This window comes from Serratia sp. NFX21, from assembly GCF_048517035.1.
In the GTDB taxonomy this organism is placed as follows: Bacteria; Pseudomonadota; Gammaproteobacteria; order Enterobacterales; family Enterobacteriaceae; genus Serratia; species Serratia quinivorans.
Genome location: NZ_CP183196.1, coordinates 4306462 through 4330758 on the forward strand (window position 1 = coordinate 4306462; position 24297 = coordinate 4330758).

Consider the following 24297-nt stretch of genomic DNA (forward strand, 5'->3'; position numbering starts at 1 on the left):
ACTTATTCCTCAGCTTCTGCTGCCATTTCATAAAAATGACGTCTGCATTCACTAAGCTCTCTGTTGTTCAGAGCTTGTCTGTAAGGACCCCTGAGTGCCAGTAAGGAATATCATGTCAGCCGCAACGCATAATGTTAAAAAAGTCGCTGAGCACCGCCAGCGCATTATTTCTCTGCTGTTAAATAACAAAGACCTGGTCGACGGCATTCTCGGCCGACCGGGTGACGAAAACGCCCTTAGCAAAAGTGAGCTGCTCAACCAGACCGCTGAAATTACCGGCCTGCTCGACGATATGCATGCCGCCGATTTGGCTGACTTGCTCGAAGCGCTGCCGCAGGACGAACGTCTGGCGTTGTGGCGGCTGGTGGGTAACGCCAAGCGCGGCCAGGCACTGGTGGAAGTCGCCGAGCCGGTGTGGGACAGCCTGATCGAAGAAATGAGCGATAAAGACCTGCTCAAAGCCATCAAAACGCTGGACGTTGATGAACAGGCCTATCTGGCGCAATACCTGCCGCGTAACCTGATGGGCCGCCTGCTGACCTCGATGGAGCCGGAGCAGCGCGCTCAGGTGCGCGAGATGATCCACTACGGCAAGGATACCGTCGGCTGGATGATGGATTTTGAACTGGTCACGGTGCGCCCGGACGTCACCCTCGGTGCGGTGCATCGCTTCCTGCGCCTGCGCAAAACCATACCGGCGGCCACCGATAAGCTCTTTGTCACCGACCGTAAAAATACGCTATTGGGTGAGTTGCCGCTCACCGCGGTGCTGCTCAATGACCCGGAAACTCTGGTACAGGCGGTGATGGACAGCGATCCCACCCGTTTTCTGCCGGAAGAGAAAGCCGAGGCTGCGGCCAGCGCGTTCGAACGTTATGACCTGATCAGCGCCCCGGTGGTCGATGCCAAAGGCAAGCTGATGGGCCGCTTGACCATTGAAGAGATCGTCGACGTGGTCAACGAGGAAAGCGACAGCAACCTGCGCCGTATGGGGGGCTTAAGCCCGGAAGAAGACGTGTTTGCCCCGGTCAGCAAAGCGGTGAAAACCCGCTGGGCATGGCTGGCGATCAACCTGTGTACCGCATTTATCGCTTCGCGCGTTATCGGCCTGTTTGAACACACCATTTCACAACTGGTGGCGCTGGCAGCATTGATGCCGATTGTCGCCGGTATCGGCGGCAACACCGGTAACCAGACCATCACCATGATCGTCCGCGCACTGGCCCTGCATCAAATCGAAGTCGGCAATATCTCCCGCCTGATGTTCAGGGAACTGGGGGTCGCCATCATCAACGGCGTGGTCTGGGGCGGTATCATGGGCATCGTCACCTGGCTGTTGTATGGCGATTGGGCGATGGGCGGGGTAATGACGCTGGCGATGATCCTCAACCTGCTGGTAGCGGCGCTGATGGGGGTGGTTATCCCGATGGCGATGCTAAAAATGGGACGAGATCCGGCGGTCGGTTCCAGCGTCTTGATTACCGCGCTGACCGACACCGGCGGCTTCTTTATCTTCCTCGGTCTGGCCACCCTCTTCCTGCTGTAATCTCTGATGGCCGGCGGCAACGCCGGCTTTTGCTGCCGCTCACTAACACCGTCCCCCTCCATTCAGCCTCATTCTCCTGCCTGTCGGGCCGTGGCGTCATTGGCCACATGCCCCCGATCACGTTTTTTTTGCTTAGCCAACCTAAGGTTAGTGGTATAACTAACGAGTTAAAGTTAATCGTTTGAACAAAACCTCGATACGGAAATCAGCACGCGCGTTAATTTCCACCACCATCTTTAAACGTGATTGCTCAGGGATAATGGCTATGAAAAACGAGTGGTTTGCCGCCAGAGAGCTTACCGGCATTGCAGGACTGCCCTCCTCGCCGCAGGGAATCAATTTGATGGCCCGCCGCGAAGGCTGGATCAGTCGCCGCCGAAAAGGCGTGCAGGGCAAAGCGGTGGAATACCACATCAATAGCCTGCCGATCGGCGCGCGCAGCCTGTTGGTACTGCAAGAAGATCCCGCTGAATATCAGCTTGAACGCCAGGATCCGCTGGCAGTCTGGGTTGAGTATTACTATCACATGAGCGAAAGCGAGCGCGAGAAAGTACTCACCTTCCTGATGCGTGAAGGGATCGACAGCCTGCTGGCGCTGATTGCTGCCGAAGAATAACGCGGCTACTCGTCAGTGTCCGTTGACGGCACCCAACCCTGGTTATGCCACAGATGCAGAGTGGCGTAAGAGCGCCAGGGCCGCCAGCGTTCGGCATAGTTTTCAATCTGGCGTGGCGTCATCCCAGGAAAGCGCTGCTTGATCAGATAATCCCCTGTCAGAAACACGTCCGGCCATGACCAGGCGCGCATCGCGATGTAACAGGCCGTCCAACTGCCAATCCCCGGCAACGCGGTCAGCGCCTTGATCCCTTGCTCAATATCCAGCACGTTTTCCAACTGCAGCCGCCCTTCGGTGACCGCCCGTGCGATGGCGATCAGCGCCGCTGCGCGTTTCAGCTGCACCCCCAGCGGGCGCAGTTCCTCGGGTTGCAACCGCGCCACCTGTTCGGCATTGGGGAACACATGAGTAATGCCGGCGTAAGGCTGTTCCAGCGGCGTTCCCCAGCGTTCAGCCATGCGTCCGGCAAAGGTCGCCGCCATCTTGACGCTGACCAACTGCCCAAGCACCGCCCGGGTCGCCTGTTCAAAGCCGTTGACGCAGCCGGGCAAACGCAGGCCCGGCGCATCGGCGGCAAGCCGCCCCAAGGCCTGGACGATCAGATCTGGCGCCGCGTCCAGATCAAACAGCTGCCGGATGCGACGCAGCACTTCCGTGGTCACCCGGCTGAGGGCGGGGGCAATCTCCACCCGCACTCGATTGCGGCTCTCTTCCGGCTGCACGCTGACCCAGCCGTGATAATCAATGCCGCCCTGGGTGATGGCGATCGCCCGCAGATACTGTTGCCCTTCCACCTTTTCGACTCCGCTCACCGCACGGGTTTGCAAAAAACTCAGCATACGTGGCCAGTCATAGGGCGGACGGTAACCCAGATGAAAGACCAGCCCGCTGGCGACGGTGCGTTCATTACGGCCGCTGCTGCTGCGCAGCGCCGAGGGGATCAGCCGGTAGCGTGCCTTAAACAACTCGTTGAAACGCCGCAGGCTGCCGAAACCGGCGGCAAACGCCACCTCACTTAGCGGCATATCGGTATCCGCCAGCAGCCTTTTGGCCTGTAACAGGCGGTGCGACTGGGCATAATCAATCGGTGACGCGCCAAACTGATCGGCAAAGATACGCCGCAGGTGGCGGTCGGAAATGCCCAACCGCGCGGCCAGTTGCTCACAGCTATGCTCCGACAGATAGCCCTGTTCAATCAACTGTACCGCCACCTGGGCATAGCGATTGCCCAGATCAATCAACGCCAGCCCCGGCGCCAACTCCGGCCGGCACTTCAGGCAGGGGCGAAACCCGGCCAGCTCCGCCGCCGCCGCGCTAGGGTAAAAGGTACAGTTCTCGATTTTCGGCGTGCGGGCACTGCACACCGGGCGGCAATAAATACCGGTCGAAGAAACGCCGACAAAAAAGCGGCCGTCGAATTTACGATCGCGCGCACTCAGTGCCTGATACAGCGCCTGTTGTTGGTTTTTCATGGCTAGGCTCGGGGTCAGTTTTTTGTTCATTATGCGACTCGGCTGGTGCGCTGACGTGCGGGATTCGGACATTAAGTTAAGCACGCGCTCCCGTTAGTCGCTAAAATTTTCGTCAGTTATGCGCTGGCACGTTGCCCGAGGGACAAGTCTCGGGTAAAGTCGCCCCCCTTCATCGGCATGGGGAGTGAGAAAAGACATGTTTATTGGATTCGATTACGGAACGGCCAACTGTTCCGTTGCAGTGATGCGTGATAACGGCCCCGAGCTGCTGACGTTGGAAAACAACGAACCCTATCTGCCGTCGATGCTGTGCGCACCGACGCGTGAAGCCGTGAGCGAGTGCTTGCACCGTCACTGGCAAGTGCCCACCGGCAGCGAAGAGAACCAGCAACTGCTGCGCCGGGCAATCAACTACAACCGTGAAGAAGACATCCCGGTCGCCAGCAACAGCGTGCTCTTCGGCCTGCAAGCGCTGGCACACTACGTTGAAGATCCGGAAGAGGTGTATTTTGTTCGTTCACCGAAATCCTTCCTCGGCGCCAACGGCCTGAAGCCACAGCAGATCGCGCTGTTTGAAGATCTGGTGTGTGCCATGATGTTCCACATCAAGCGCCAGGCGGAAAACGTCCTGCAGGACAGCATCAGTCAGGCGGTCATCGGTCGCCCGATCAACTTCCAGGGCATGGGCGGTGAAGATGCCAACCAGCAGGCGCAGGGCATTTTGCAACGCGCTGCCGAGCGTGCCGGGTTCAAAGACATTGAATTCCAGTTCGAGCCGGTCGCGGCAGGGCTGGACTTCGAAGCCACGCTGACCGAAGAGAAAACCGTGCTGGTGGTAGACATCGGCGGCGGTACCACCGACTGCTCGGTACTGCTGATGGGGCCACAATGGCGTGACCGTGCCGAACGCCAGCAAAGCCTGCTGGGGCACAGCGGTTGCCGCGTGGGCGGTAACGACCTGGATATCATGCTGGCATTCAAACAGCTGATGCCACTGTTCGGCATGGGCGGCGAAACCGGCAAGGGTATCGCCCTGCCTGCGCTGCCTTACTGGAACGCCGTCGCCACCAACGACGTGCCGGCGCAGAACGACTTTTACAGCGTCGCCAACGGCCGCATGCTGCGCGATCTGATCCGCGATGCCGCCGAGCCGGAAAAGGTCAAACGCCTGCTGAAAGTTCACCAGCAACGTCTGAGCTACCGTTTGGTGCGCGCGGCGGAGGAGAGTAAAATCGCCCTGTCCGCACAGCAAAACATCAGCGCACCGCTGGCTTTCGTCCAGGCTGATTTGACGGAAACCATCAGCCAGGATCAGCTTGCCGAAGCTATTTCGCAGCCGCTACTGCGCATTCAGGAACAGGTCAGCGCCGCACTGGCCAGCAGCCAGACCGCGCCACAGGTGATTTATCTCACCGGCGGCAGCGCACGTTCACCGCTGCTGCGCGCCGCGCTGCAACAGCAGTTGCCGGGCATTCCTATCGTCGGGGGCAACGATTTTGGCTCGGTCACCGCCGGGCTGGCACGCTGGGCGCAAACGCTGTTCCGTTAATCGTCCGAGGGCGCGGCCTGCCGCGCCCCTGGTCATTGGAGGTCAGTGATGTATGAAATACTCCCCCTGGAAAGCGACCGGTTGCTGTTGCGCGCCTGGCGCGACCAAGATCTGCCGGCATTCGCCGCCCTCAACGCCGATCCCCAGGTGATGCGTTATTTCCCTGCCCCGCTGACAGCCGAACAAAGCTACGCGCAGGCTGAAAAAATTCGTCAATTCATGCAGCAAAACGGTTGGGGTTTGTGGGCGGTGGAAGAAAAAGACGGCGCGCCTTTTATCGGTTTTGTCGGGCTGGCGATCCCGGCGGACGATCTGCCCTGCTCTCCCTGCGTAGAAATCGGCTGGCGGTTAGCGGCAGCGCACTGGGGAAAAGGCTACGCCACTGAGGCCGCCCGTACCGCACTGTGCTACGCTTTCGAACGGCTGGATTTAGCTGAAGTAGTGTCTTTTACCGCCGAAAACAACGGGCCATCACGCCGGGTTATGGAACGTATTGGCATGAGCTCCAACGGTGAAAACTTCCTGCATCCACGGTTGCCGCAGGGCCATCCGCTGCAAAAACATGTCCTGTATCGGCTGGCACAACAAAACTGGCGGGAGCAACAATGCTGATCGTTTTTTCCGGTCTGCCGGGCAGCGGTAAAACTACACTGGCGCGAGCGCTGGCTAGCGCATTACCCGCAATGCATCTGCGAATCGATACCCTTGAACAAGCGATCCGCAACAGCGGATCTCTGGCCAATGACATTGGCCCGGCGGGATATTTTGCCGCTTATGGCGTCGCCGAAGATAACCTGCGCCTGGGTCACACCGTGATTGCCGACTCAGTCAATCCGCTGCCGGTCACGCGTGAGGACTGGCATAGCGTTGCACTACGGGCTGGCACTGCCTGCCTGGATATTGAAGTGGTCTGTTCCAACCGCACGGAACACCGCCGACGAGTCGAAACCCGCGACGGTGATATTGCCGGGTTACGGTTGCCCAATTGGGAAAGTGTCACCGCCCATGATTACACGCCCTGGAGCACACCGGTGGTGACGATTGATACCGCTGGGCGCACCGTTGAAGCCTGCCTGACGCAGTTGCTGTCATTGATTAACGCCGTGCGCAGCTAACCCGATTACCAGGCGCTGGCCTGGTTCAGGGTGCTGATATCCTCAGCATCCAACCGCAGACGGGTAGCGCTAACCAACTCATCCAACTGCGTTAACGAGGTTGCGCTGACGATCGGTGCAGTAATGCTCGGCCGCGCTATCAGCCAGGCCAATGAAACCTGCGCGGGTGAAGTCTGGTGCTTCGCCGCAACGCTATCCAACGCCGTCAGAATTTTTAAACCGCGCGGATTAAGATATTGCCCAATCACTCTGTCGCCACGCTGGCTCTTGCCGATATCTTGCTCGCTACGATATTTGCCGGTCAGGAAACCGCTGGCCAGCGAGAAGAAGTTAATCACGCCCAGTCCATGGCGCTGCGCCACCGCCTCCAGCCCCTGCTCATAGCCTTCTCGCGCATACAGGTTATATTCCGGCTGCAGGGTTTCGTAACGCGCCAACCCTTCCCGCTCGCTGACGTTCAGTGCTTCTTCCAGACGATCGGCCTGATAGTTGGAAGCGCCTATCGCTCGCACCTTGCCGGCCTTGATCAGCGCATCAAACGCCGCCAGAGTTTCTGCCAGTGGCGTGTCCCGGTCGTCATCATGCGATTGATAAAGGTCGATATAATCGGTCTGCAAACGGCGCAGTGAATCCTCAACCGCCTGCTGGATATAGCGCGGCGACAGCCCCTGTTTGCCTTCGCCCATCGGCTTGCCCACTTTGGTGGCAATGATGACCTGGTCGCGCTTACCGGTTTTTTTCAGCCATTGTCCAATGGTGGTCTCCGACTCTCCGCCCTGATTGCCCGGCGCCCAACTGGAATACACGTCGGCGGTATCGATGAAATTGAGCTGGTTCTCCACCAGCGCATCCAGCAGGCTAAATGAGGTTTCGCGATCGGCAGTCCAACCAAACACGTTACCGCCGAAGGTCAATGCCGGTACTTTAATGCCCGAACGGCCCAGTTCTCTGTTGCTCATTGTATGCTCCAAGGGAATTAATGATTCGCAGGGTAATTATTAGCGCCAAACCGAGAAATAGGCCAAAACGTATTGGCTATAAGCCGAACCCATTCACTTATAAACATAGTCAATTTGTATCCTATAGCTTTCAAATTGCAGCTAGGCGGCAAAGGCAGGAGTCCCCATGAGCTTACTTAGGTAAGTGATTGGGGTGAGTGCATGCAGCTAACAACGCTGCGGTTTGAAAGATGACGGATATATTTGGACAATGCTGACGGTTACTCCATATTTCCTTCATTTTTATGCCGTCTTGACTGGCTAAACTAGTATCCTGTAAGGAGTGTAACTTTTTTGGCAATGAGTGCCCGCACGCCTGCCTTTTGGAGATATTTTCACCACCATGATTGCAAAAAACCCACGTCGTTCACTGATACTGCGCCTGCTGGTGGTGGTCATTGTGGCTATTGCCGCCGTGCTGATTTGGCGTCACTTCCGCGCTGCGCAACCTGCCACGGATGCTGCACCGCATGCGCGCCACGCAGGTAAAGGCCAGGCGGCCGCTGGCCGACGTGGGGCACCGATGTCACCGGTACAGGCCGCGACCGTCACGCAGCAGACGGTACCGCGCTATCTGTCCGGACTGGGCACCGCCACCGCCGCCAACACCGTGACCGTAACCAGCCGGGTTGATGGCCAACTGATGGCGATCCACTTTACCGAAGGCCAACAGGTCAAGGCCGGCGATCTGCTGGTGGAAATCGACCCGCGCCCGTTTGAAGTGCAACTGACTCAGGCGTTGGGGCAACTGGCAAAAGACCAGGCCACGCTCGCTAATGCCCGGCGCGATTTGGCGCGTTACCAGCAACTGGCGAAAACCAATCTGGTTTCGCGGCAGGATCTGGATACCCAACTGTCATTGGTGCAACAGACTGAGGGCGCGATCAAGGCCGATCAGGGCACGGTGGACAGCGCCAGACTACAAATCACCTACAGTCGCATCACCGCGCCGATCGACGGTCGCGTCGGCCTGAAACTGGTGGATGTCGGCAATTACATCACCAGCGGCAGCACCACCGGCATTGTGGTGATCACCCAAACTCATCCTATCGACGTGGTGTTTACCCTGCCGGAAGCCAATATCAGCGACTTGATCAAAGCGCAAAAAGCCGGCCCGGTTAGCGTCGAAGCCTGGGATCGCACCAACCAAAATCAACTGGCCACCGGTTCATTACTGAGCCTGGATAACCAAATCGACACCACCACCGGCACCATCAAACTCAAGGCGCGTTTCACCAACGAGGACGATGCGCTGTTTCCCAACCAGTTTGTGAATGCACGTTTGAAGGTGGCGACGCTGCACGATGCCATGGTCATCCCGACCGCAGCGCTACAGATGGGCAACGAAGGCAACTTCGTCTGGACCCTGAGTGAAGAGAACAAAGTCAACAAACACCTGGTCACCACCGGCATGCAGGATAGCCAACAGGTGGTGATCACCGCCGGCCTGAACGTCGGCGATCGGGTGGTGACCGACGGTATTGATCGTCTGACCGAAGGCATGCAGGTAGAAGTGGTGACGCCGCAGGCGGCTTCGGCAGCGACTAAACCGAGCCAACCAACTCGCGCTCAGGGGAAATCCTGATGCAGGTGATGCCACCTAACCCCGGCGGCGGCCCATCCCGCCTGTTTATTCTGCGCCCGGTCGCGACCACGCTGTTGATGGTGGCGATCCTGCTGGCGGGGATTATCGGTTATCGCGCACTGCCGGTTTCCGCCCTGCCGGAAGTTGACTATCCGACCATTCAGGTGGTCACGCTGTACCCCGGTGCCAGCCCGGACGTAGTCACTTCGGCCATTACCGCCCCGCTGGAGCGCCAGTTTGGCCAGATGTCCGGCCTGAAACAGATGGCATCGCAAAGCTCCGGCGGCGCCTCGGTAGTGACGCTGCAATTCCAGCTTGAACTGCCGCTCGACGTCGCCGAACAGGAAGTACAGGCGGCGATCAACTCCGCCACCAACCTGTTACCCAGCGATCTGCCCTACCCGCCGATCTACAGCAAGGTTAACCCTGCCGATCCACCGATCCTGACGCTGGCCGTGACTTCATCCGCCATGCCGATGACTCAGGTGGAAGACATGGTGGAAACCCGCGTAGCGCAGAAAATATCGCAGGTCACCGGCGTCGGGCTGGTCACAATCTCCGGCGGTCAGCGGCCGGCGGTGCGCGTAAAACTTAATGCCGCGGCCGTTGCCGCCTACGGCCTGGACAGCGAAACCATCCGCACCGCCATCAGCAATGCCAACGTCAACTCCGCCAAAGGTAGCCTGGATGGCCCGACGCGCTCGGTCACGCTGTCCGCCAACGATCAGATGAAGTCCGCCGACGATTACCGCCAACTGATTGTCGCCTACCAAAACGGCGCGGCGATCCGCCTGCAGGATATCGCCACCATCGAACAAGGCGCAGAAAATACCCGGCTGGCGGCCTGGGCCAACAAACAACCGGCCATTGTGCTGAACATCCAGCGTCAGCCGGGGGTGAACGTGATCACCACCGCCGACAGCATCCGCGAGATGCTGCCCCAGTTGATCAAAAGCCTGCCAAAATCGGTCGACGTCAAGGTACTGACCGATCGCACCACCACCATTCGCGCCTCGGTCAGCGACGTGCAGTTCGAACTGCTGTTGGCGGTGGCACTGGTGGTGATGGTGATTTATGTATTCCTGCGCAACGTACCGGCCACCATTATTCCGAGCGTCGCGGTACCGCTGTCGTTGATCGGTACCTTTGCCGCCATGTACTTCCTCGGCTTCTCCATTAACAACCTGACGCTGATGGCATTGACCATCGCCACCGGGTTTGTGGTCGATGACGCCATCGTGGTGATTGAGAACATTTCGCGCTATATCGAAAAGGGGGAAAAACCGCTCGATGCGGCGTTGAAAGGGGCCGGTGAAATCGGCTTCACCATCATTTCACTGACCTTCTCGTTGGTGGCAGTGCTGATCCCGCTGCTGTTTATGGGGGATATCGTCGGCCGACTGTTCCGCGAGTTTGCCGTGACGCTGGCGGTGGCGATTTTGATTTCCGCCGTGGTTTCGCTGACGCTGACGCCAATGATGTGCGCACGCATGCTGAGCCACGAATCGCTGCGTAAGCAGAACCGTTTTTCCGCGGCTTCCGAGCGTTTCTTTGATCGGGTTATCGCCCGCTACGGCAAATGGCTGAAAACGGTGCTCAACCACCCGTGGCTGACGCTCGGCGTGGCGTTCAGCACGCTGCTGCTCACCGTCTTGCTGTACCTGCTGATCCCGAAAGGTTTCTTCCCGGTGCAGGACAACGGCATCATTCAGGGCACGCTGGAAGCACCGCAGTCGGTGTCGTTCAGCAATATGGCCGAGCGCCAACAGCAGGTGGCAGCAGAAATTCTCAAGGATCCGGCGGTGGAAAGCCTGACGTCGTTTGTCGGCGTCGACGGCACCAACGCCACGCTCAACAGCGGCCGTTTGCAGATCAACCTCAAGCCCTTAAGCGAACGCAGCGAGCGTATTCCGGCCATCATCACCCGACTGCAACAGATGAGTACCCAGTTCCCCGGTGTGAAGCTGTATCTGCAGCCGGTACAGGATCTGACCATCGATACTCAAGTCAGCCGCACCCAATACCAGTTCACCCTGCAGGCGATGTCGCTGGACGATCTCAGTCTGTGGGTACCGAAACTGATGGCGGAACTGCAACAAACGCCGCAGTTGGCGGACGTGACCAGTAACTGGCAGGATCAGGGCCTGGTGGCCTATGTCAATGTCGATCGCGATTCGGCCTCTCGCCTCGGCATCAGCATGAGCGACGTGGATAATGCGCTGTACAACGCCTTCGGTCAGCGGTTGATCTCCACCATTTACACCCAGGCCAACCAGTACCGCGTGGTGCTGGAACATGACGTCAGCACTACGCCAGGGCTGGCGGCGCTGAACGATATCCGTCTGACCAGCAGCAACGGCACCATAGTGCCACTGAGCACCATCGCCAAAATTGAACAGCGCTTCGGGCCGCTGTCGGTTAACCATCTGGATCAATTCCCGGCGGCCACCATCTCCTTTAACGTCGCAGGAAATTATTCCCTCGGTGAAGCGGTTGACGCCATCACTCTGGCAGAAAAAAACCTCAACCTGCCGAAAGACATCACCACCCAATTCCAGGGCGCGACGCTGGCGTTCCAGGCAGCGCTGGGCGGCACCTTATGGCTGATCCTCGCGGCAGTAGTCGCGATGTATATCGTGCTGGGCGTGCTGTATGAGAGCTTTATTCACCCGGTGACCATTTTGTCCACCCTGCCCACCGCCGGGGTCGGTGCCTTACTGGCGTTGATGATGGCCGGCAGCGAACTGGACGTGATTGCCATTATCGGCATCATCCTGCTGATCGGCATCGTGAAGAAAAACGCCATTATGATGATCGACTTTGCCCTGGCCGCCGAGCGGGAACAGGGAATGACGCCGTATGACGCAATTTATCAGGCCTGCCTGCTGCGTTTTAGGCCAATCCTGATGACCACGCTGGCCGCGTTACTGGGCGCACTGCCGCTGATGCTCAGCACCGGCGTCGGCGCGGAGCTGCGCCACCCACTCGGAGTCTGTATGGTCGGCGGGCTGGTGATGAGCCAGATCCTGACGTTGTTCACCACGCCGGTGATCTACCTGCTGTTTGACAAGCTGGCGCGCAATACCCGCCGTCAGCCGGATGCGCAGGAGCTGCCGTGAAATTCTTCGCCCTGTTTATCTATCGGCCGGTCGCCACCACTCTGCTGACATTGGCTATCGCCATCAGCGGCGTGATCAGCTTCAGCCTGCTGCCAGTCTCGCCGCTGCCGCAGGTCGACTACCCGGTGATTTCGATCAGCGCTTCGCTGCCGGGTGCCGATCCAGAGACCATGGCCTCGTCGGTGGCGACGCCGCTGGAACGGGCGCTGGGCCGCATTGCCGGGGTCAATGAGATGACCTCGATGAGTTCCCTGGGCAGCACCCGGGTGATTCTGCAGTTCGATCTCGATCGTGATATCAACGGCGCCGCGCGTGACGTGCAGGCAGCGATTAACGCCGCACAAAGCCTGTTGCCCACCGGCATGCCAAGCCGCCCCAGCTACCGTAAGGTCAACCCGTCCGACGCGCCGATCATGATCCTCACGCTAACCTCGGATACCTACAACCAGGGCCAACTCTACGATTTTGCCTCTACCCAATTGGCGCAAAAAATCGCCCAGACCGAAGGGGTGGGTGACGTTTCGGTCGGCGGCAGCTCGCTGCCTGCGGTGCGGGTCGAACTCAACCCAAGCGCCCTGTTCAATCAGGGCATATCGCTCGATGCGGTGCGCCAGACCATCAGCAATGCCAACGTACGCAGGCCACAAGGGTCGGTGGAAAATCAACAGCAGCGCTGGCAGCTCCAGGCCAATGACGAGCTGAAAACCGCCGAGGCCTATCGGCCGCTGATTATCCACTACAACAACGGTTCGGCGGTGCGCCTGAGCGACGTGGCCAAGGTTAACGATTCGGTGCAGGATGTCCGCAACGCCGGGATGACCAACGCCAAACCGGCGATTATTCTGGCCATCAGCCGGGCGCCGGACGCCAATATCATTGAAACCGTCGATCGCATTCGCGCCGAACTGCCCACGCTGCAAAACAATATTCCGGCGTCGATCCAATTGAATATCGCCCAGGATCGCTCACCGACCATCCGCGCCTCACTGGCCGAGGTCGAACAGTCGCTGGTGATCGCCATTGGGCTGGTGATCCTGGTGGTGTTCATCTTCCTGCGTTCCGGCCGCGCTACGCTGATCCCGGCGGTAGCAGTGCCGGTCTCGCTGATCGGCTCCTTCACCGCCATGTATCTGTGCGGCTTCAGTCTGAATAACCTGTCGCTGATGGCACTGACCATCGCTACCGGCTTCGTGGTCGACGACGCTATCGTGGTGCTGGAGAATATTTCCCGCCACATCGAGGCCGGCATGAAACCCATTAATGCGGCGCTGGTCGGGGTGCGTGAAGTGGGCTTCACCGTGCTGTCGATGAGCGTGTCGCTGGTGGCAGTGTTTATTCCGCTGCTGCTGATGGAAGGCCTGCCTGGCCGCCTGTTCCGCGAGTTCGCCGTCACCCTGTCGGTGTCGATCGGGCTGTCGCTGATTATCTCGCTGACGCTGACGCCGATGATGTGCGCCTACCTGCTGCGCCACCAGCCGCCGCGCTCGCAGCGGCGCATTCGCGGCTTCGGTAAAATGCTGTTGGCGTTGCAAAAGGGTTATGGCCGTTCGCTGAGTTGGGTGCTTGGCCACTCGCGCTGGGTGCTGGCGGTGTTTCTGGCCACCATCGCGCTCAACGTGTGGCTGTACGTCAGTATTCCAAAAACCTTTTTCCCGGAACAGGATACCGGCCGGCTGATGGGCTTTATCCAGGCCGATCAGAGCATTTCCTTCCAGGCTATGCGCGTTAAGCTGGAAGATTTCATGAAAATCGTGCGTGAAGATCCGGATGTGGAAAACGTCACCGGTTTCACCGGTGGCTCACGCACCAATAGCGGCTCGATGTTTATCTCGTTGAAACCCCTGTCGGTGCGCAGCGATGATGCACAGAAAGTGATCGCCCGCCTGCGCGCCAAATTGGCCAAAGAGCCGGGTGCCAGCCTGTTCCTGATGGCAGTGCAGGATATTCGCGTCGGCGGCCGACAGGCTAACGCCAGCTATCAGTACACTTTGATGGCGGATGACCTCGCTGCGCTGCGCGAATGGGAACCGAAGATCCGCACCGCGCTGGCCGCGCTGCCGGAGCTGGCGGACGTCAACTCCGATCAGCAGGACAAAGGCTCGGAAATGGACCTGGTTTACGATCGCGAAACCATGGCCCGTTTGGGGATTTCGGTCTCCGATGCCAATAACCTGCTGAATAACGCCTTCGGCCAGCGCCAGATTTCGACCATCTATCAGCCGCTCAATCAGTACAAGGTGGTGATGGAAGTCGCACCGCCCTATACCCAGGACGTCAGTTCGCTGGACAAGATGTTCGTGATCAACAGCGACGGCAAGGCGATCCCACTGTCCTACTTCGCCAGTTGGCGACCGGCCAATGCACCGCTGTCGGTCAACCATCAGGGGCTGTCCGCCGCCTCGACCATCTCGTTTAACCTGCCGGATGGCAGTAGCCTGTCGGACGCCACCGCCGGTATAGAACGCACCATGACCGCACTCGGCGTGCCCGCAACCGTGCGAGGGGCCTTTGCCGGTACCGCGCAGGTATTCCAGGAAACGTTGAAATCCCAGTTGCTGCTGATCGCCGCCGCCATCGCCACGGTGTATATCGTGCTCGGCATCCTCTACGAAAGCTATATTCACCCGCTGACCATTCTGTCCACCCTGCCTTCTGCCGGGGTCGGCGCACTGCTGGCGCTGGAGTTGTTCGGCGCGCCGTTCAGCCTGATCGCATTGATTGGCATTATGCTGCTGATCGGCATTGTGAAGAAAAATGCCATCATGATGGTCGACTTTGCCCTGGATGCACAACGCAACGGCGGTATCAGCGCACATGACGCGATTTTCCAGGCTTGCCTGCTGCGTTTCAGGCCGATCATGATGACCACACTGGCGGCGCTTTTTGGCGCACTGCCATTGGTGTTGACCCACGGCGACGGCGCAGAGTTACGTCAACCGCTCGGTATCACCATCGTGGGTGGCCTGATCGTCAGCCAATTGCTGACGCTCTACACCACCCCGGTGGTTTACCTGTATTTTGACCGGCTGCAGATGAAGTTCCGTCGCGGCAAGAAACTGGATCCTTTGCCCCAATAATGGCTGATTGATGCTTATAAAACACACCGCCTCGGTACAGTGGCAACTCTGGATTGTGGCATTCGGCTTTTTTATGCAGACGCTGGACACCACCATCGTCAACACCGCCCTGCCGTCGATGGCCGTCAGCCTGGGAGAGAACCCGCTGCGCATGCAGTCGGTGATCGTCTCCTATGTGCTGACGGTGGCAGTAATGTTGCCTGCCAGCGGCTGGCTGGCGGATCGGGTTGGCGTCCAGCGAGTGTTCTTCAGCGCCATCGTGCTGTTCACGCTGGGGTCGATTCTGTGTGCCCGTTCAGAAACGCTGAACGAATTGATCGCCTCACGCGTGGTTCAGGGCATCGGGGGAGCAATGATGGTGCCGGTCGGTCGGTTGACAGTGATGAAAATCGTCCCGCGCGAACAGTATATGGCGGCGATGACCTTCGTCACCCTGCCCGGCCAAATCGGCCCGCTGATGGGGCCGGCGCTGGGTGGTTTTTTGGTGCAGTACGCCAGCTGGCACTGGATTTTCCTGATCAATATTCCGGTGGGGATCGCCGGGGCCATCGCCACGCTGCTGCTGATGCCCAACTACCGCATGCAGACCCGGCGCTTCGACATCAGCGGCTTTATACTGCTGGCAGTCGGGATGGCGACGCTGACGCTGGCGCTTGACGGCCACAAAGGCATGGGGCTGTCCGCTACCGCCATCGCCGGGCTGGTGGTGGCTGGCATAGCGGCGCTAGCGGGATACTGGTGGCATGCACACGGCAACAGCCGGGCCCTGTTCTCGCTGCGGCTGTTCAAAACCCGGACCTATAAGGTCGGGCTGACAGCCAGCCTGCTGGGCCGTATCGGCAGCGGCATGCTGCCGTTTATGACGCCGCTGTTTATGCAGGTCGGGATGGGCTTTTCCCCGTTCCACGCAGGGCTGATGATGATCCCGATGATCATCGGCAGCATGGGGATGAAACGCATAGTGGTACGAGTGGTTAACCGTTTTGGGTACCGCAACGTGCTGGTAGCCGCGACGCTGATGCTGGCGCTGATCAGCCTGAGTTTCCCGCTGGTGGCCATGCTCGGCTGGATCTGGCTGCTGCCGGTGGTGCTGTTCTTCCAGGGCATGGTTAACTCACTGCGTTTCTCGGCGATGAATACCCTGACGCTGAAAGATTTACCGGACCGGTTGGCCAGCAGCGGCAACAGCCTGCTGTCGATGGTGATGCAACTGTCGATGAGCCTTGGCGTCAGTATCGCCGGTATTCTGATCGGCAGCTTCGCCCATCATCAGGTGGTCACCGACAGCCCGGCTATCCACAGCGCGTTTATTTACAGCTACTGCTGCATGGCATTAATCATCGCCCTGCCCGCGTTGGCCTTCGCCCGCGTCCCGGCTGATACCACCACTAACCGTACGCTGACCAAAGAGCCGGGCACAGGCTCCACGAGGTTGCAACAATGAAAATAGGCATTACCGGTAAACTGTTCATGGCGATTTTCGCCACCTGCATGCTGGTGTTAATCACCATGCACTGGGGTGTGCGTGTCAGCTTCGAACGCGGGTTTATCGACTACATCAAGAACAGTAACGAGCAGCGCATCAACATGCTGAGTGAAGCGCTGGAAGAACAATACAGTCACCACGGTAACTGGGTCTTTCTGCGCAATAACGATCAGGTGGTTTACCAGATCATGCGTTCGTTCGAACAAAACAGCGACAGCAGCCACAATCTGCCGCCCAAGGGCTGGCGTACCCAGTTCTGGGTGGTGGACAGCCAGTTTAACCGGCTGGTGGGGCATTCCGGCCCGCTGCCAAAGGAAGGCCCGCGTCATCCCATCCGCTACAACAATGAAATTGTCGGCTGGGTGCTCACCACCCCGGTAGAGAGGCTGACGCGCAATACCGACATCAACTTCGACCTACAGCAAAGACGCACCAGTTGGATGATTGTCGCCCTCTCCACCCTGTTGGCTGCGGCGGTGACCTGGCTGATGTCGCGCGGATTACTGGCGCCGGTCAAACGCCTGGTAGCGGGTACCCATCGGCTGGCGGCGGGAGATTTCAGCACCCGCGTGGCGGTCAGCAGCCAGGATGAACTGGGGCGACTGGCGCTGGACTTTAACCAGCTTGCCACCTCACTGGAAAAAAATGAGCAGATGCGACGCGCCGTGATGGCCGACGTCTCGCACGAATTACGCACCCCGCTGGCGGTGTTGCGCGGCGAACTCGAAGCCTTGCAAGATGGCGTGCGTCAGCCCACCCCGGCCTCACTCAGCTCACTGCTGGCGGAAGTCGCCACCCTGACCAAGCTGGTCGATGACCTGCATCAACTGTCGTTATCCGATCTCGGCGCGCTCGCCTACCGTAAATCACCGCTCGACTGTGTGCACCTGCTGCAAGTTGCGGTCGCCAGCTTCCGCGACCGGTTCCACGCTAAAGGGCTGGAGATCGTGACACTGCTACCAGAGCAGGCACCGCTGTTTGGCGATCCCGACAGGCTTAACCAACTGTTTAATAACCTGCTGGAAAACAGCCTGCGTTATACCGACGCCGAGGGTAAGCTGGAGATCGGTGCAGAATCGTTGCCGGGCCGCCTGCTAATCTATTGGCAGGACAGCGCACCGGGCGTCAATGACGAGCAGCTGGCACTCATTTTTGAACGCTTCTACCGTACCGAAGGTTCGCGTAATCGCGCCAGCGGCGGTTCCGGACTGGGGCTATCGATCTGTCAAAACATAGTGGAAGCACACAACGGGAAGATCTACGCACAGCACTCGCCTTTGGGCGGCGTGCGGATTACTGTAGAATTCGCCACCCCGGTAATGAATAAGGCGTCATGATGGAAACCCAGAACCAGCCGTTGCAAATTATGATTGTTGAAGATGAACCCAAGCTCGGCCAACTGCTGGTGGACTACCTGCAGGCTGCGGGATACGCCACGCACTGGCTGACCAATGGCAGTGAGGTGGTGCCGGCGGTACATGCCCATTCCCCTGCCTTGATCCTGCTGGATTTGATGCTGCCGGGCAGCGACGGGTTAACGGTTTGCCGCGAGTTGCGCCGCTTTACCGATATTCCGGTGGTGATGGTGACGGCGAAAATCGAGGAGATCGATCGCCTGCTGGGGCTGGAGATCGGCGCAGATGATTACATCTGTAAACCTTACAGCCCGCGTGAAGTGGTCGCCAGGGTGAAAACCATTCTGCGCCGTTGTTACCGCCCGTTAGATAATACGCAGGAAGAAACCCAGCTTCACATTGATGAACCGCGCTTTCAGGCCAGCTATCAGGGCCAAATGCTGGATCTCACCCCGGCAGAGTTTCGCCTGCTGAAAACGCTGGCCAGCCAGCCGGGCAACGTGTTCTCACGTGAGCAACTGCTGAATAATCTGTATGACGACTACCGGGTCGTCACCGACCGTACCATCGACAGCCATATCAAAAACCTGCGGCGCAAGCTGGAACTGATCGACGGCGAGAAGTCCTTTATCCGTTCGGTGTACGGCGTGGGCTATCGCTGGGAAGCCGAGCCTTGCCGGCTGGTGAATGGGCTTTAAGTCCAGTCTTCCACTGCCAGGCCTGGCACCATGGCGAACGCCTTATCGTTAGTCACAATCGTCGCACCGCGGCTCTGGGCGTGTGCGGCAATAAGCTGATCCAAAGCCCCCATCACCCGCCCGTTTTTTGTCATCTCCGCCCGCATAGCGCCATAGCAATGCGCGGCTTCACTGTCCCAGGCATAGACCGTCACAGAATCAAGGAATGCCGCAACCGTCGCTTTCAGCGTCAGACTCTGCCGTTTGGCGACACCATAGAGCAATTCAGCCTCGGTAATACTGGAAATGCAGACCGCAGAAGGCGGGATCTTTTCCATTAAACCGAGCAGACGAGGGTGCCTGCGAAAGAGCTGGCTGACCGTATTGGTATCAAACATATACATGCTTATTCTTCCCCGGCAAAGGGATCGCGGGTGGCCATCCCCTGCTGACGATCCTCCGCGGTCAGGAAGTCCTGCGGTACCTGCGTTTGTGCGATCATTTGCAGCAGCGGAGCCCAACTATCAGGTTTCGCCGGATATTTCGATAAAATCACGTTTCCCTCCCGATCGCGGCGGATATACACGCGATCTGTATCGAATTCGAATTCCACGGGTAATCTCACCGCCTGATTTCTGCCGTTTTTAAACAGCTTCGCGACTCTTTCCATTTTCATCTCCTCTGACAGGCATAGGCCTAAGCATATGCCTGTTGAGCTTCGATGCCAAGATGCTGCGATCATTTTTTAACCACCACTTGCACAGCGGGCCAACCTTAGCGCGTCATCGCCGCCGGCGAAATACTGCCTTGGCAATAATGCGGCCAGCTGCGCAAACTTTCAGCATCACAATCCGCCATTAGCTTCTCGTGCTACAGCACTTTTCGCTGGCTGAAACTCAACGCCAGCGCAAAAAAATCGCCTGTTTTTTGCGCTATGGTGCGCAAGTCAGGTTTATTAGCCGCCCAATTTCAAGCTATTGGCTACACTTACATCACTTATCGGAACCCACAGGAGAGGAACCATGGCAATCGGTCACTATGAGCTGAAAAAAGCAAAGAATGGACAGTACCACTTCAACCTGAAAGCCAGTAATGGCGAAATCATTCTGGCCAGTGAGATGTACGCCAGCAAGGCCTCGGCGGAGAATGGCATTGCCTCGGTGCAAACCAATTCTCCCCACGAAGCGCAATATGAAATCAAGCACAGCACCAGCAATCAGCCTTACTTTGTGCTGAAAGCCAAAAACCATCAGGTGATCGGCGTCAGCGAAATGTACAGCTCTGAAACTGCTGCAAAAAACGGCATTCAGTCGGTAATCAAAAACGGCCCGAACACCGACGTGCGCGATTTGAGCGCATAACATCATCTGAGCGACGCGCGATGGTCGCCATCGCGCGTTTTTCTTATGACCAGGATCAATCTCCCTGTAATAAATCCGGTTACCTGCTGATTTCTTGCCGCTCTGTCGCTACAATCCCCCGCTTTTACTGCGCCATTTGGTGGTGCGGTACTGACCTGAAATCAGACCGAGACTCATTATGTTTACACCGGAACTCCTCTCCCCGGCGGGGACGCTGAAAAACATGCGTTACGCCTTTGCCTATGGTGCGGACGCCGTTTATGCCGGCCAACCGCGTTACAGCCTGCGGGTGCGCAATAACGAATTCAATCACGAGAATCTGGCACAGGGGATTAACGAAGCCCACGCGCTGGGCAAAAGATTCTACGTGGTGGTGAATATCGCCCCGCACAACGCCAAGCTGAAAACCTTCCTGCGCGATCTTAAACCGGTGATCGACATGGGCCCGGACGCGCTGATCATGTCCGATCCAGGCCTGATCATGATGGTGCGCGAAGCCTTCCCGCAGATGGACATTCATTTGTCGGTACAGGCGAACGCGGTTAACTGGGCGACGGTGAAATTCTGGCAGCAAATGGGGCTGACGCGAGTGATCCTGTCGCGTGAGCTGTCGCTGGAGGAGATCGCCGAGATCCGCACTCAGGTACCGGAAATGGAGCTGGAAATCTTCGTCCACGGTGCCCTGTGCATGGCCTACTCCGGCCGCTGCCTGTTGTCCGGTTATATCAACAAACGCGACCCCAATCAGGGCACCTGCACCAACGCCTGCCGCTGGCAGTACAAAGCGGAAGAAGGCAAAGAGGACGAGACCGGTAACATAGTTCATATGCATGAGCCGATCCCGGTACAAACCGTAGAGCCGACGTTGGGCATCGGTGCGCCGACCGATAAAGTGTTTATGCTGTCCGAAGCGCAAAAACCGGATGAGTACATGAGCGCCTTTGAGGATGAACACGGCACCTACATCATGAACTCGAAGGATTTACGTGCCATCCAGCATGTGGAACGCCTGACTCAGCTCGGCGTGCATTCGCTGAAAATCGAAGGCCGCACCAAATCCTTCTACTACTGCGCACGCACCGCACAAGTCTATCGCCGCGCCATCGACGACGCCGTCGCGGGCAAACCATTCGATCCCACCCTGCTCACCACGCTGGAAGGTCTGGCCCACCGGGGTTACACCGAAGGTTTCCTGCGTCGCCATGTGCACGAAGCCCAGCAAAACTACGATTACGGTTCCTCACTGTCTGAACGCCAGCAGTTTGTCGGTGAATTCACCGGCGTCCGCCGTGACGGTTGGGCAGAAGTGGATGTGAAAAACAAGTTCATGGTCGGCGATAGTGTCGAGATGATGACTCCCGGCGGTAACGTATTGTTTACCCTGGAGAGCATGCAAAATAAGAAAGGTGAAGCGATCGACGTGGCACCGGGCAACGGGCATATCGTTTATTTACCCATTCCGTCAGATATCGATCTCAATTACGCATTGCTGATCCGAAATTTGCCGGAGACCAATAGTCCTGCGGTGTAAAAATTCCGCCCGCTATCTTTTAATGCTGGTTTTTGGCAAATATTAGAATTAGATCACATCAATTAGTGCGCAGCTTGGTTAACATCAGGCTGCTTAAAACTAAGAACGAAAAATATTTGCATAGCAATACTAGGAACCACCTCCTTAGCCGGTCCAATCTCCCTTGGACTGGCTTTTTCTTTGGTTTCAACCCAATATCCGCTATAGCGCCGCCAATATAACCCACCTATTTTCAAAGCGTTATTTTATCTATTTTTATAAAACCTTCCCCCGTAGCGATATAAATATAATGCTACAGCGATTACTTATTTCATTAACAATAATCGCTAACTTATCTAGCTCGCATATCTCAAATTAAGTCAATTATGCAGGAATAATCTCTGCCAGACGGCAACCAGCCAGAATTAACTGAATATTCTGATGGATTGCCACTGATGGGTAGTTTATCGTTGCCCACTATCTGTTTACAGCCGGGAGATATTGGGAATGCATCCACCAGCACCAGCGCTGCTTATCATCAACGGCAAAGGCGCCGGCAACGAAGAAGTTCGCCTGGCGGTACAGAAATTGCGGGATGAGAACCAAACCCTGCACGTTCGCGTCACCTGGGAACAGGGTGACGCCGCGCGCTATGTGCAGGAGGCCTGTCAACTTGGGGTGGCCACACTGATTGCCGGTGGTGGCGATGGCACCATCAATGAGGTGGCTGCAGCATTGGCCGCGTTACCGGCTAAAGGACGGCCGGTATTGGGCATTCTGCCGTTGGGCACTGCCAACGACTTCGCCATGGCCTGCAATATCCCGCTGATGCCGGAACAGGCGCTGCGGTTGGCGGTCAAAGGCCGCGCCGTCCCGATAGATCTGGCAAAAGTTAACGATCAACGCTATTTCATCAATATGGCGACCGGCGGTTTTGGTACCCGAATCACGACCGAAACGCCGGAAAAACTGAAGGCCGCGTTGGGCGGCGTGTCCTACTTTATCCACGGCTTGCTCCGCATGGACACGCTCAAAGCCGATCGCTGCGAGATCCGCGGTCCGGATTTCCATTGGTCCGGTGACGCTTTGGTGATTGGTATCGGTAATGGTAAGCAGGCCGGTGGCGGGCAGCAATTATGCCCGGATGCCCTGATCAACGATGGCCTGCTGCAACTGCGGCTGCTGACTGCTGACGAACTGTTACCGACACTGATCGCCAGCCTGTTTAACGATGAAGAAAACAAAAACGTGATCGGTGCTGCCCTGCCGTGGCTGGAAATCGATGCGCCCCATGAAATGACCTTTAATCTCGACGGCGAACCGCTCAAAGGCAGGCATTTCCGCATTGAAGTGCTGCCGAACGCCATCGAATGCCGTCTGCCCCCCAACTGCGAGCTGCTTGGGCAAACCCAGTCTTCCCAATAACCGCTGAATATAGGGCTCAGCCTGTGCGCTGAGCCCCCTGTTGGTCTTCTGTTCTGCCCCTCTTTTTCCGCGACAAAATGTGATCTTCTCCGGCAAATTCACTAAATCATACTTGTATGGTAGTTAGTTCATGGCGTATTTTTCGTCCATTATGATGCCCCATGGGAACAGGATTAGACGTATGAAGATTATCAACGCAGAGGTTTTTGTGACCTGCCCTGGCAGGAATTTTGTCACGCTGAAGATTACCACTGACGAAGGAATTACCGGCATCGGCGACGCCACCCTGAACGGCCGCGAGCTGCCGGTGGCGTCCTATCTGAAAGATCACGTCTGCCCGCAGTTGATTGGCCGTGATGCCCATCAGATCGAAGACATCTGGCAGTTCTTCTATAAAGGCGCTTACTGGCGGCGCGGGCCGGTCACCATGTCTGCCATCTCCGCCGTAGACATGGCGCTATGGGACATCAAGGGCAAGGCCGCCAACATGCCGCTGTATCAGTTACTCGGCGGCGCATCGCGCACCGGTGTAATGGTTTACTGCCACACCACCGGCCATTCCATCGACGAAGTGCTCGACGACTACGCCAAGCATAAAGAGTTGGGTTTTAAAGCCATTCGCGCCCAGTGCGGCGTGCCGGGCATGAAAACCACCTACGGCATGGCCAAAGGTACAGGGCTGGCTTACGAGCCTGCCACCAAGGGCAACTGGCCGGAAGAACAGCTGTGGTCAACGGAGAAATACCTCGATTTCACCCCCAAACTGTTCGAAGCGGTGCGCAACCGCTTTGGTTTTGATGAGCACTTGCTGCACGACATGCACCACCGCCTGACGCCCATCGAGGCGGCGCGCTTCGGTAAAAGCATTGAGCAGTACCGCCTGTTCTGGATGGAAGACCCAACGCCTGCGGAGAATCAGGAATGTTTCCGCCTGATCCGCCAGCACACCGTCACGCCGATCGCCGTCGGCGAAGTGTTCAACAGCATCTGGGACTGCAAACAGCTGATTGAAGAACAACTGATCGACTATATCCGTACCACCCTCACCCATGCCGGCGGCATTACCGGCATGCGCCGTATCGCCGATTTTGCTTCGCTGTATCAGGTGCGCACCGGGTCACATGGGCCATCCGATCTGTCGCCAATCTGCATGGCTGCGGCGCTGCACTTTGATCTGTGGGTGCCGAACTTCGGTGTCCAGGAATACATGGGTTACTCCGAACAAATGCTTGAAGTGTTCCCACATAGCTGGAGCTTTAACGACGGCTATATGCACCCTGGCAACAAACCGGGGCTGGGCATTGAGTTCGACGAAAAACTGGCCGCCCGTTATCCGTACGAACCGGCTTATCTGCCGGTCGCGCGCCTGGAGGATGGCACCCTATGGAACTGGTAACAGGAGAAAG

General features: G+C 57.7%; 19 protein-coding genes. 15 read left to right on the forward strand and 4 right to left on the reverse strand.

Annotated elements, in window-relative coordinates; genetic code table 11:
- Nucleotides 1–112: 112 nt before the first annotated feature.
- Both mgtE and ACNT1W_RS20155 read left to right on the forward strand, forming a co-directional pair.
- Nucleotides 113–1546 carry a magnesium transporter gene (mgtE, locus tag ACNT1W_RS20150; RefSeq protein ID WP_012146254.1) on the forward strand — a complete coding sequence of 478 codons (1434 nt, stop codon included), beginning with the start codon at nt 113–115 and terminating at the stop codon, nt 1544–1546.
- Between the two features lie 265 nt (nt 1547–1811).
- Nucleotides 1812–2162 (forward strand): DNA-binding protein, encoded by a 351-nt coding sequence (locus tag ACNT1W_RS20155; RefSeq protein ID WP_261422367.1) that lies wholly within the window; start codon nt 1812–1814, stop codon nt 2160–2162.
- Nucleotides 2163–2167: 5 nt separating this feature from the next.
- On the opposite strand, the gene alkA is transcribed toward ACNT1W_RS20155, so the two are convergent.
- Entirely contained in the window at nt 2168–3664 is a 1497-nt protein-coding gene (gene alkA / locus ACNT1W_RS20160; RefSeq protein WP_419246060.1) for a DNA-3-methyladenine glycosylase 2, read from the reverse strand.
- 166 nt (nt 3665–3830) lie between these two features.
- Here alkA and yegD point away from each other — a divergent pair, with 166 nt between their 5' ends.
- The 3 genes from yegD to ACNT1W_RS20175 are packed head-to-tail and all read left to right on the forward strand — an operon-like array spanning nt 3831 to nt 6298.
- Complete coding sequence (gene yegD, locus ACNT1W_RS20165) at nt 3831–5183, forward strand: molecular chaperone (protein ID WP_012146257.1); 1353 nt, start codon at nt 3831–3833, stop codon at nt 5181–5183.
- Nucleotides 5184–5231: 48 nt separating this feature from the next.
- On the forward strand, nt 5232–5795 hold the full coding sequence (locus tag ACNT1W_RS20170) for a GNAT family N-acetyltransferase (protein WP_419246061.1): 564 nt from the start codon (nt 5232–5234) through the stop codon (nt 5793–5795).
- The gene (locus tag ACNT1W_RS20175) at nt 5789–6298 is read left to right on the forward strand and encodes an AAA family ATPase (protein ID WP_017893640.1); all 510 of its coding nucleotides are present in this window, start codon (nt 5789–5791) and stop codon (nt 6296–6298) included. The genes ACNT1W_RS20170 and ACNT1W_RS20175 overlap by 7 nt, the downstream gene beginning before the upstream one ends.
- Nucleotides 6299–6303: 5 nt before the next feature.
- Here the strand turns inward: ACNT1W_RS20175 and ACNT1W_RS20180 are convergent, their stop codons facing one another.
- The gene (locus tag ACNT1W_RS20180; RefSeq protein ID WP_012146260.1) at nt 6304–7257 is read right to left on the reverse strand and encodes an aldo/keto reductase; all 954 of its coding nucleotides are present in this window, start codon (nt 7255–7257) and stop codon (nt 6304–6306) included.
- Between the two features lie 382 nt (nt 7258–7639).
- Here ACNT1W_RS20180 and ACNT1W_RS20185 point away from each other — a divergent pair, with 382 nt between their 5' ends.
- Genes ACNT1W_RS20185 through baeR form a run of 6 tightly spaced genes read left to right on the forward strand, consistent with a single transcriptional unit; the run spans nt 7640 to nt 18616 of the window.
- Nucleotides 7640–8881, forward strand: a complete 1242-nt coding sequence (locus ACNT1W_RS20185; protein ID WP_261131470.1) for an MdtA/MuxA family multidrug efflux RND transporter periplasmic adaptor subunit — start codon at nt 7640–7642, stop codon at nt 8879–8881.
- A complete protein-coding gene (locus ACNT1W_RS20190; protein WP_012146262.1) occupies nt 8881–12000 on the forward strand; it encodes an MdtB/MuxB family multidrug efflux RND transporter permease subunit in 3120 nt (1039 codons plus the stop codon). Before ACNT1W_RS20185 ends, ACNT1W_RS20190 begins: the two co-directional genes overlap by 1 nt.
- Nucleotides 11997–15077: a multidrug efflux RND transporter permease subunit MdtC gene (gene mdtC, locus ACNT1W_RS20195; RefSeq protein ID WP_419246062.1), complete on the forward strand. Its 3081-nt coding sequence runs from the start codon at nt 11997–11999 to the stop codon at nt 15075–15077. Before ACNT1W_RS20190 ends, mdtC begins: the two co-directional genes overlap by 4 nt.
- Before the next feature lie 10 nt (nt 15078–15087).
- On the forward strand, nt 15088–16521 hold the full coding sequence (locus tag ACNT1W_RS20200; RefSeq protein ID WP_368453783.1) for an MFS transporter: 1434 nt from the start codon (nt 15088–15090) through the stop codon (nt 16519–16521).
- Nucleotides 16518–17900, forward strand: a complete 1383-nt coding sequence (gene baeS, locus ACNT1W_RS20205; RefSeq protein ID WP_419246063.1) for a two-component system sensor histidine kinase BaeS — start codon at nt 16518–16520, stop codon at nt 17898–17900. The genes ACNT1W_RS20200 and baeS overlap by 4 nt, the downstream gene beginning before the upstream one ends.
- A complete protein-coding gene (baeR, locus tag ACNT1W_RS20210; protein ID WP_041418654.1) occupies nt 17900–18616 on the forward strand; it encodes a two-component system response regulator BaeR in 717 nt (238 codons plus the stop codon). The genes baeS and baeR overlap by 1 nt, the downstream gene beginning before the upstream one ends.
- Here baeR and ACNT1W_RS20215 read toward each other — a convergent pair.
- Nucleotides 18613–18999 carry a type II toxin-antitoxin system VapC family toxin gene (locus ACNT1W_RS20215; RefSeq protein WP_012146267.1) on the reverse strand — a complete coding sequence of 129 codons (387 nt, stop codon included), beginning with the start codon at nt 18997–18999 and terminating at the stop codon, nt 18613–18615. The two genes, baeR and ACNT1W_RS20215, sit on opposite strands and share 4 nt — an antisense overlap.
- Before the next feature lie 2 nt (nt 19000–19001).
- Nucleotides 19002–19265: an antitoxin gene (locus ACNT1W_RS20220; RefSeq protein ID WP_012146268.1), complete on the reverse strand. Its 264-nt coding sequence runs from the start codon at nt 19263–19265 to the stop codon at nt 19002–19004.
- Between the two features lie 352 nt (nt 19266–19617).
- On the opposite strand from ACNT1W_RS20220, the gene ACNT1W_RS20225 reads away from it, so the two are divergent.
- The 4 genes from ACNT1W_RS20225 (at nt 19618) to manD (ending at nt 24287) form a co-directional block, all read left to right on the forward strand.
- A complete protein-coding gene (locus ACNT1W_RS20225) occupies nt 19618–19956 on the forward strand; it encodes a YegP family protein (RefSeq protein WP_012146269.1) in 339 nt (112 codons plus the stop codon).
- Nucleotides 19957–20134: 178 nt separating this feature from the next.
- Nucleotides 20135–21487 carry a tRNA 5-hydroxyuridine modification protein YegQ gene (yegQ, locus tag ACNT1W_RS20230; RefSeq protein WP_112364037.1) on the forward strand — a complete coding sequence of 451 codons (1353 nt, stop codon included), beginning with the start codon at nt 20135–20137 and terminating at the stop codon, nt 21485–21487.
- Between the two features lie 486 nt (nt 21488–21973).
- The gene (gene yegS, locus ACNT1W_RS20235; RefSeq protein ID WP_115184043.1) at nt 21974–22891 is read left to right on the forward strand and encodes a lipid kinase YegS; all 918 of its coding nucleotides are present in this window, start codon (nt 21974–21976) and stop codon (nt 22889–22891) included.
- A gap of 181 nt (nt 22892–23072) precedes the next feature.
- Nucleotides 23073–24287 (forward strand): D-mannonate dehydratase ManD, encoded by a 1215-nt coding sequence (manD, locus tag ACNT1W_RS20240; RefSeq protein ID WP_419246064.1) that lies wholly within the window; start codon nt 23073–23075, stop codon nt 24285–24287.
- The last annotated feature ends 10 nt before the right edge of the window (nt 24288–24297 follow it).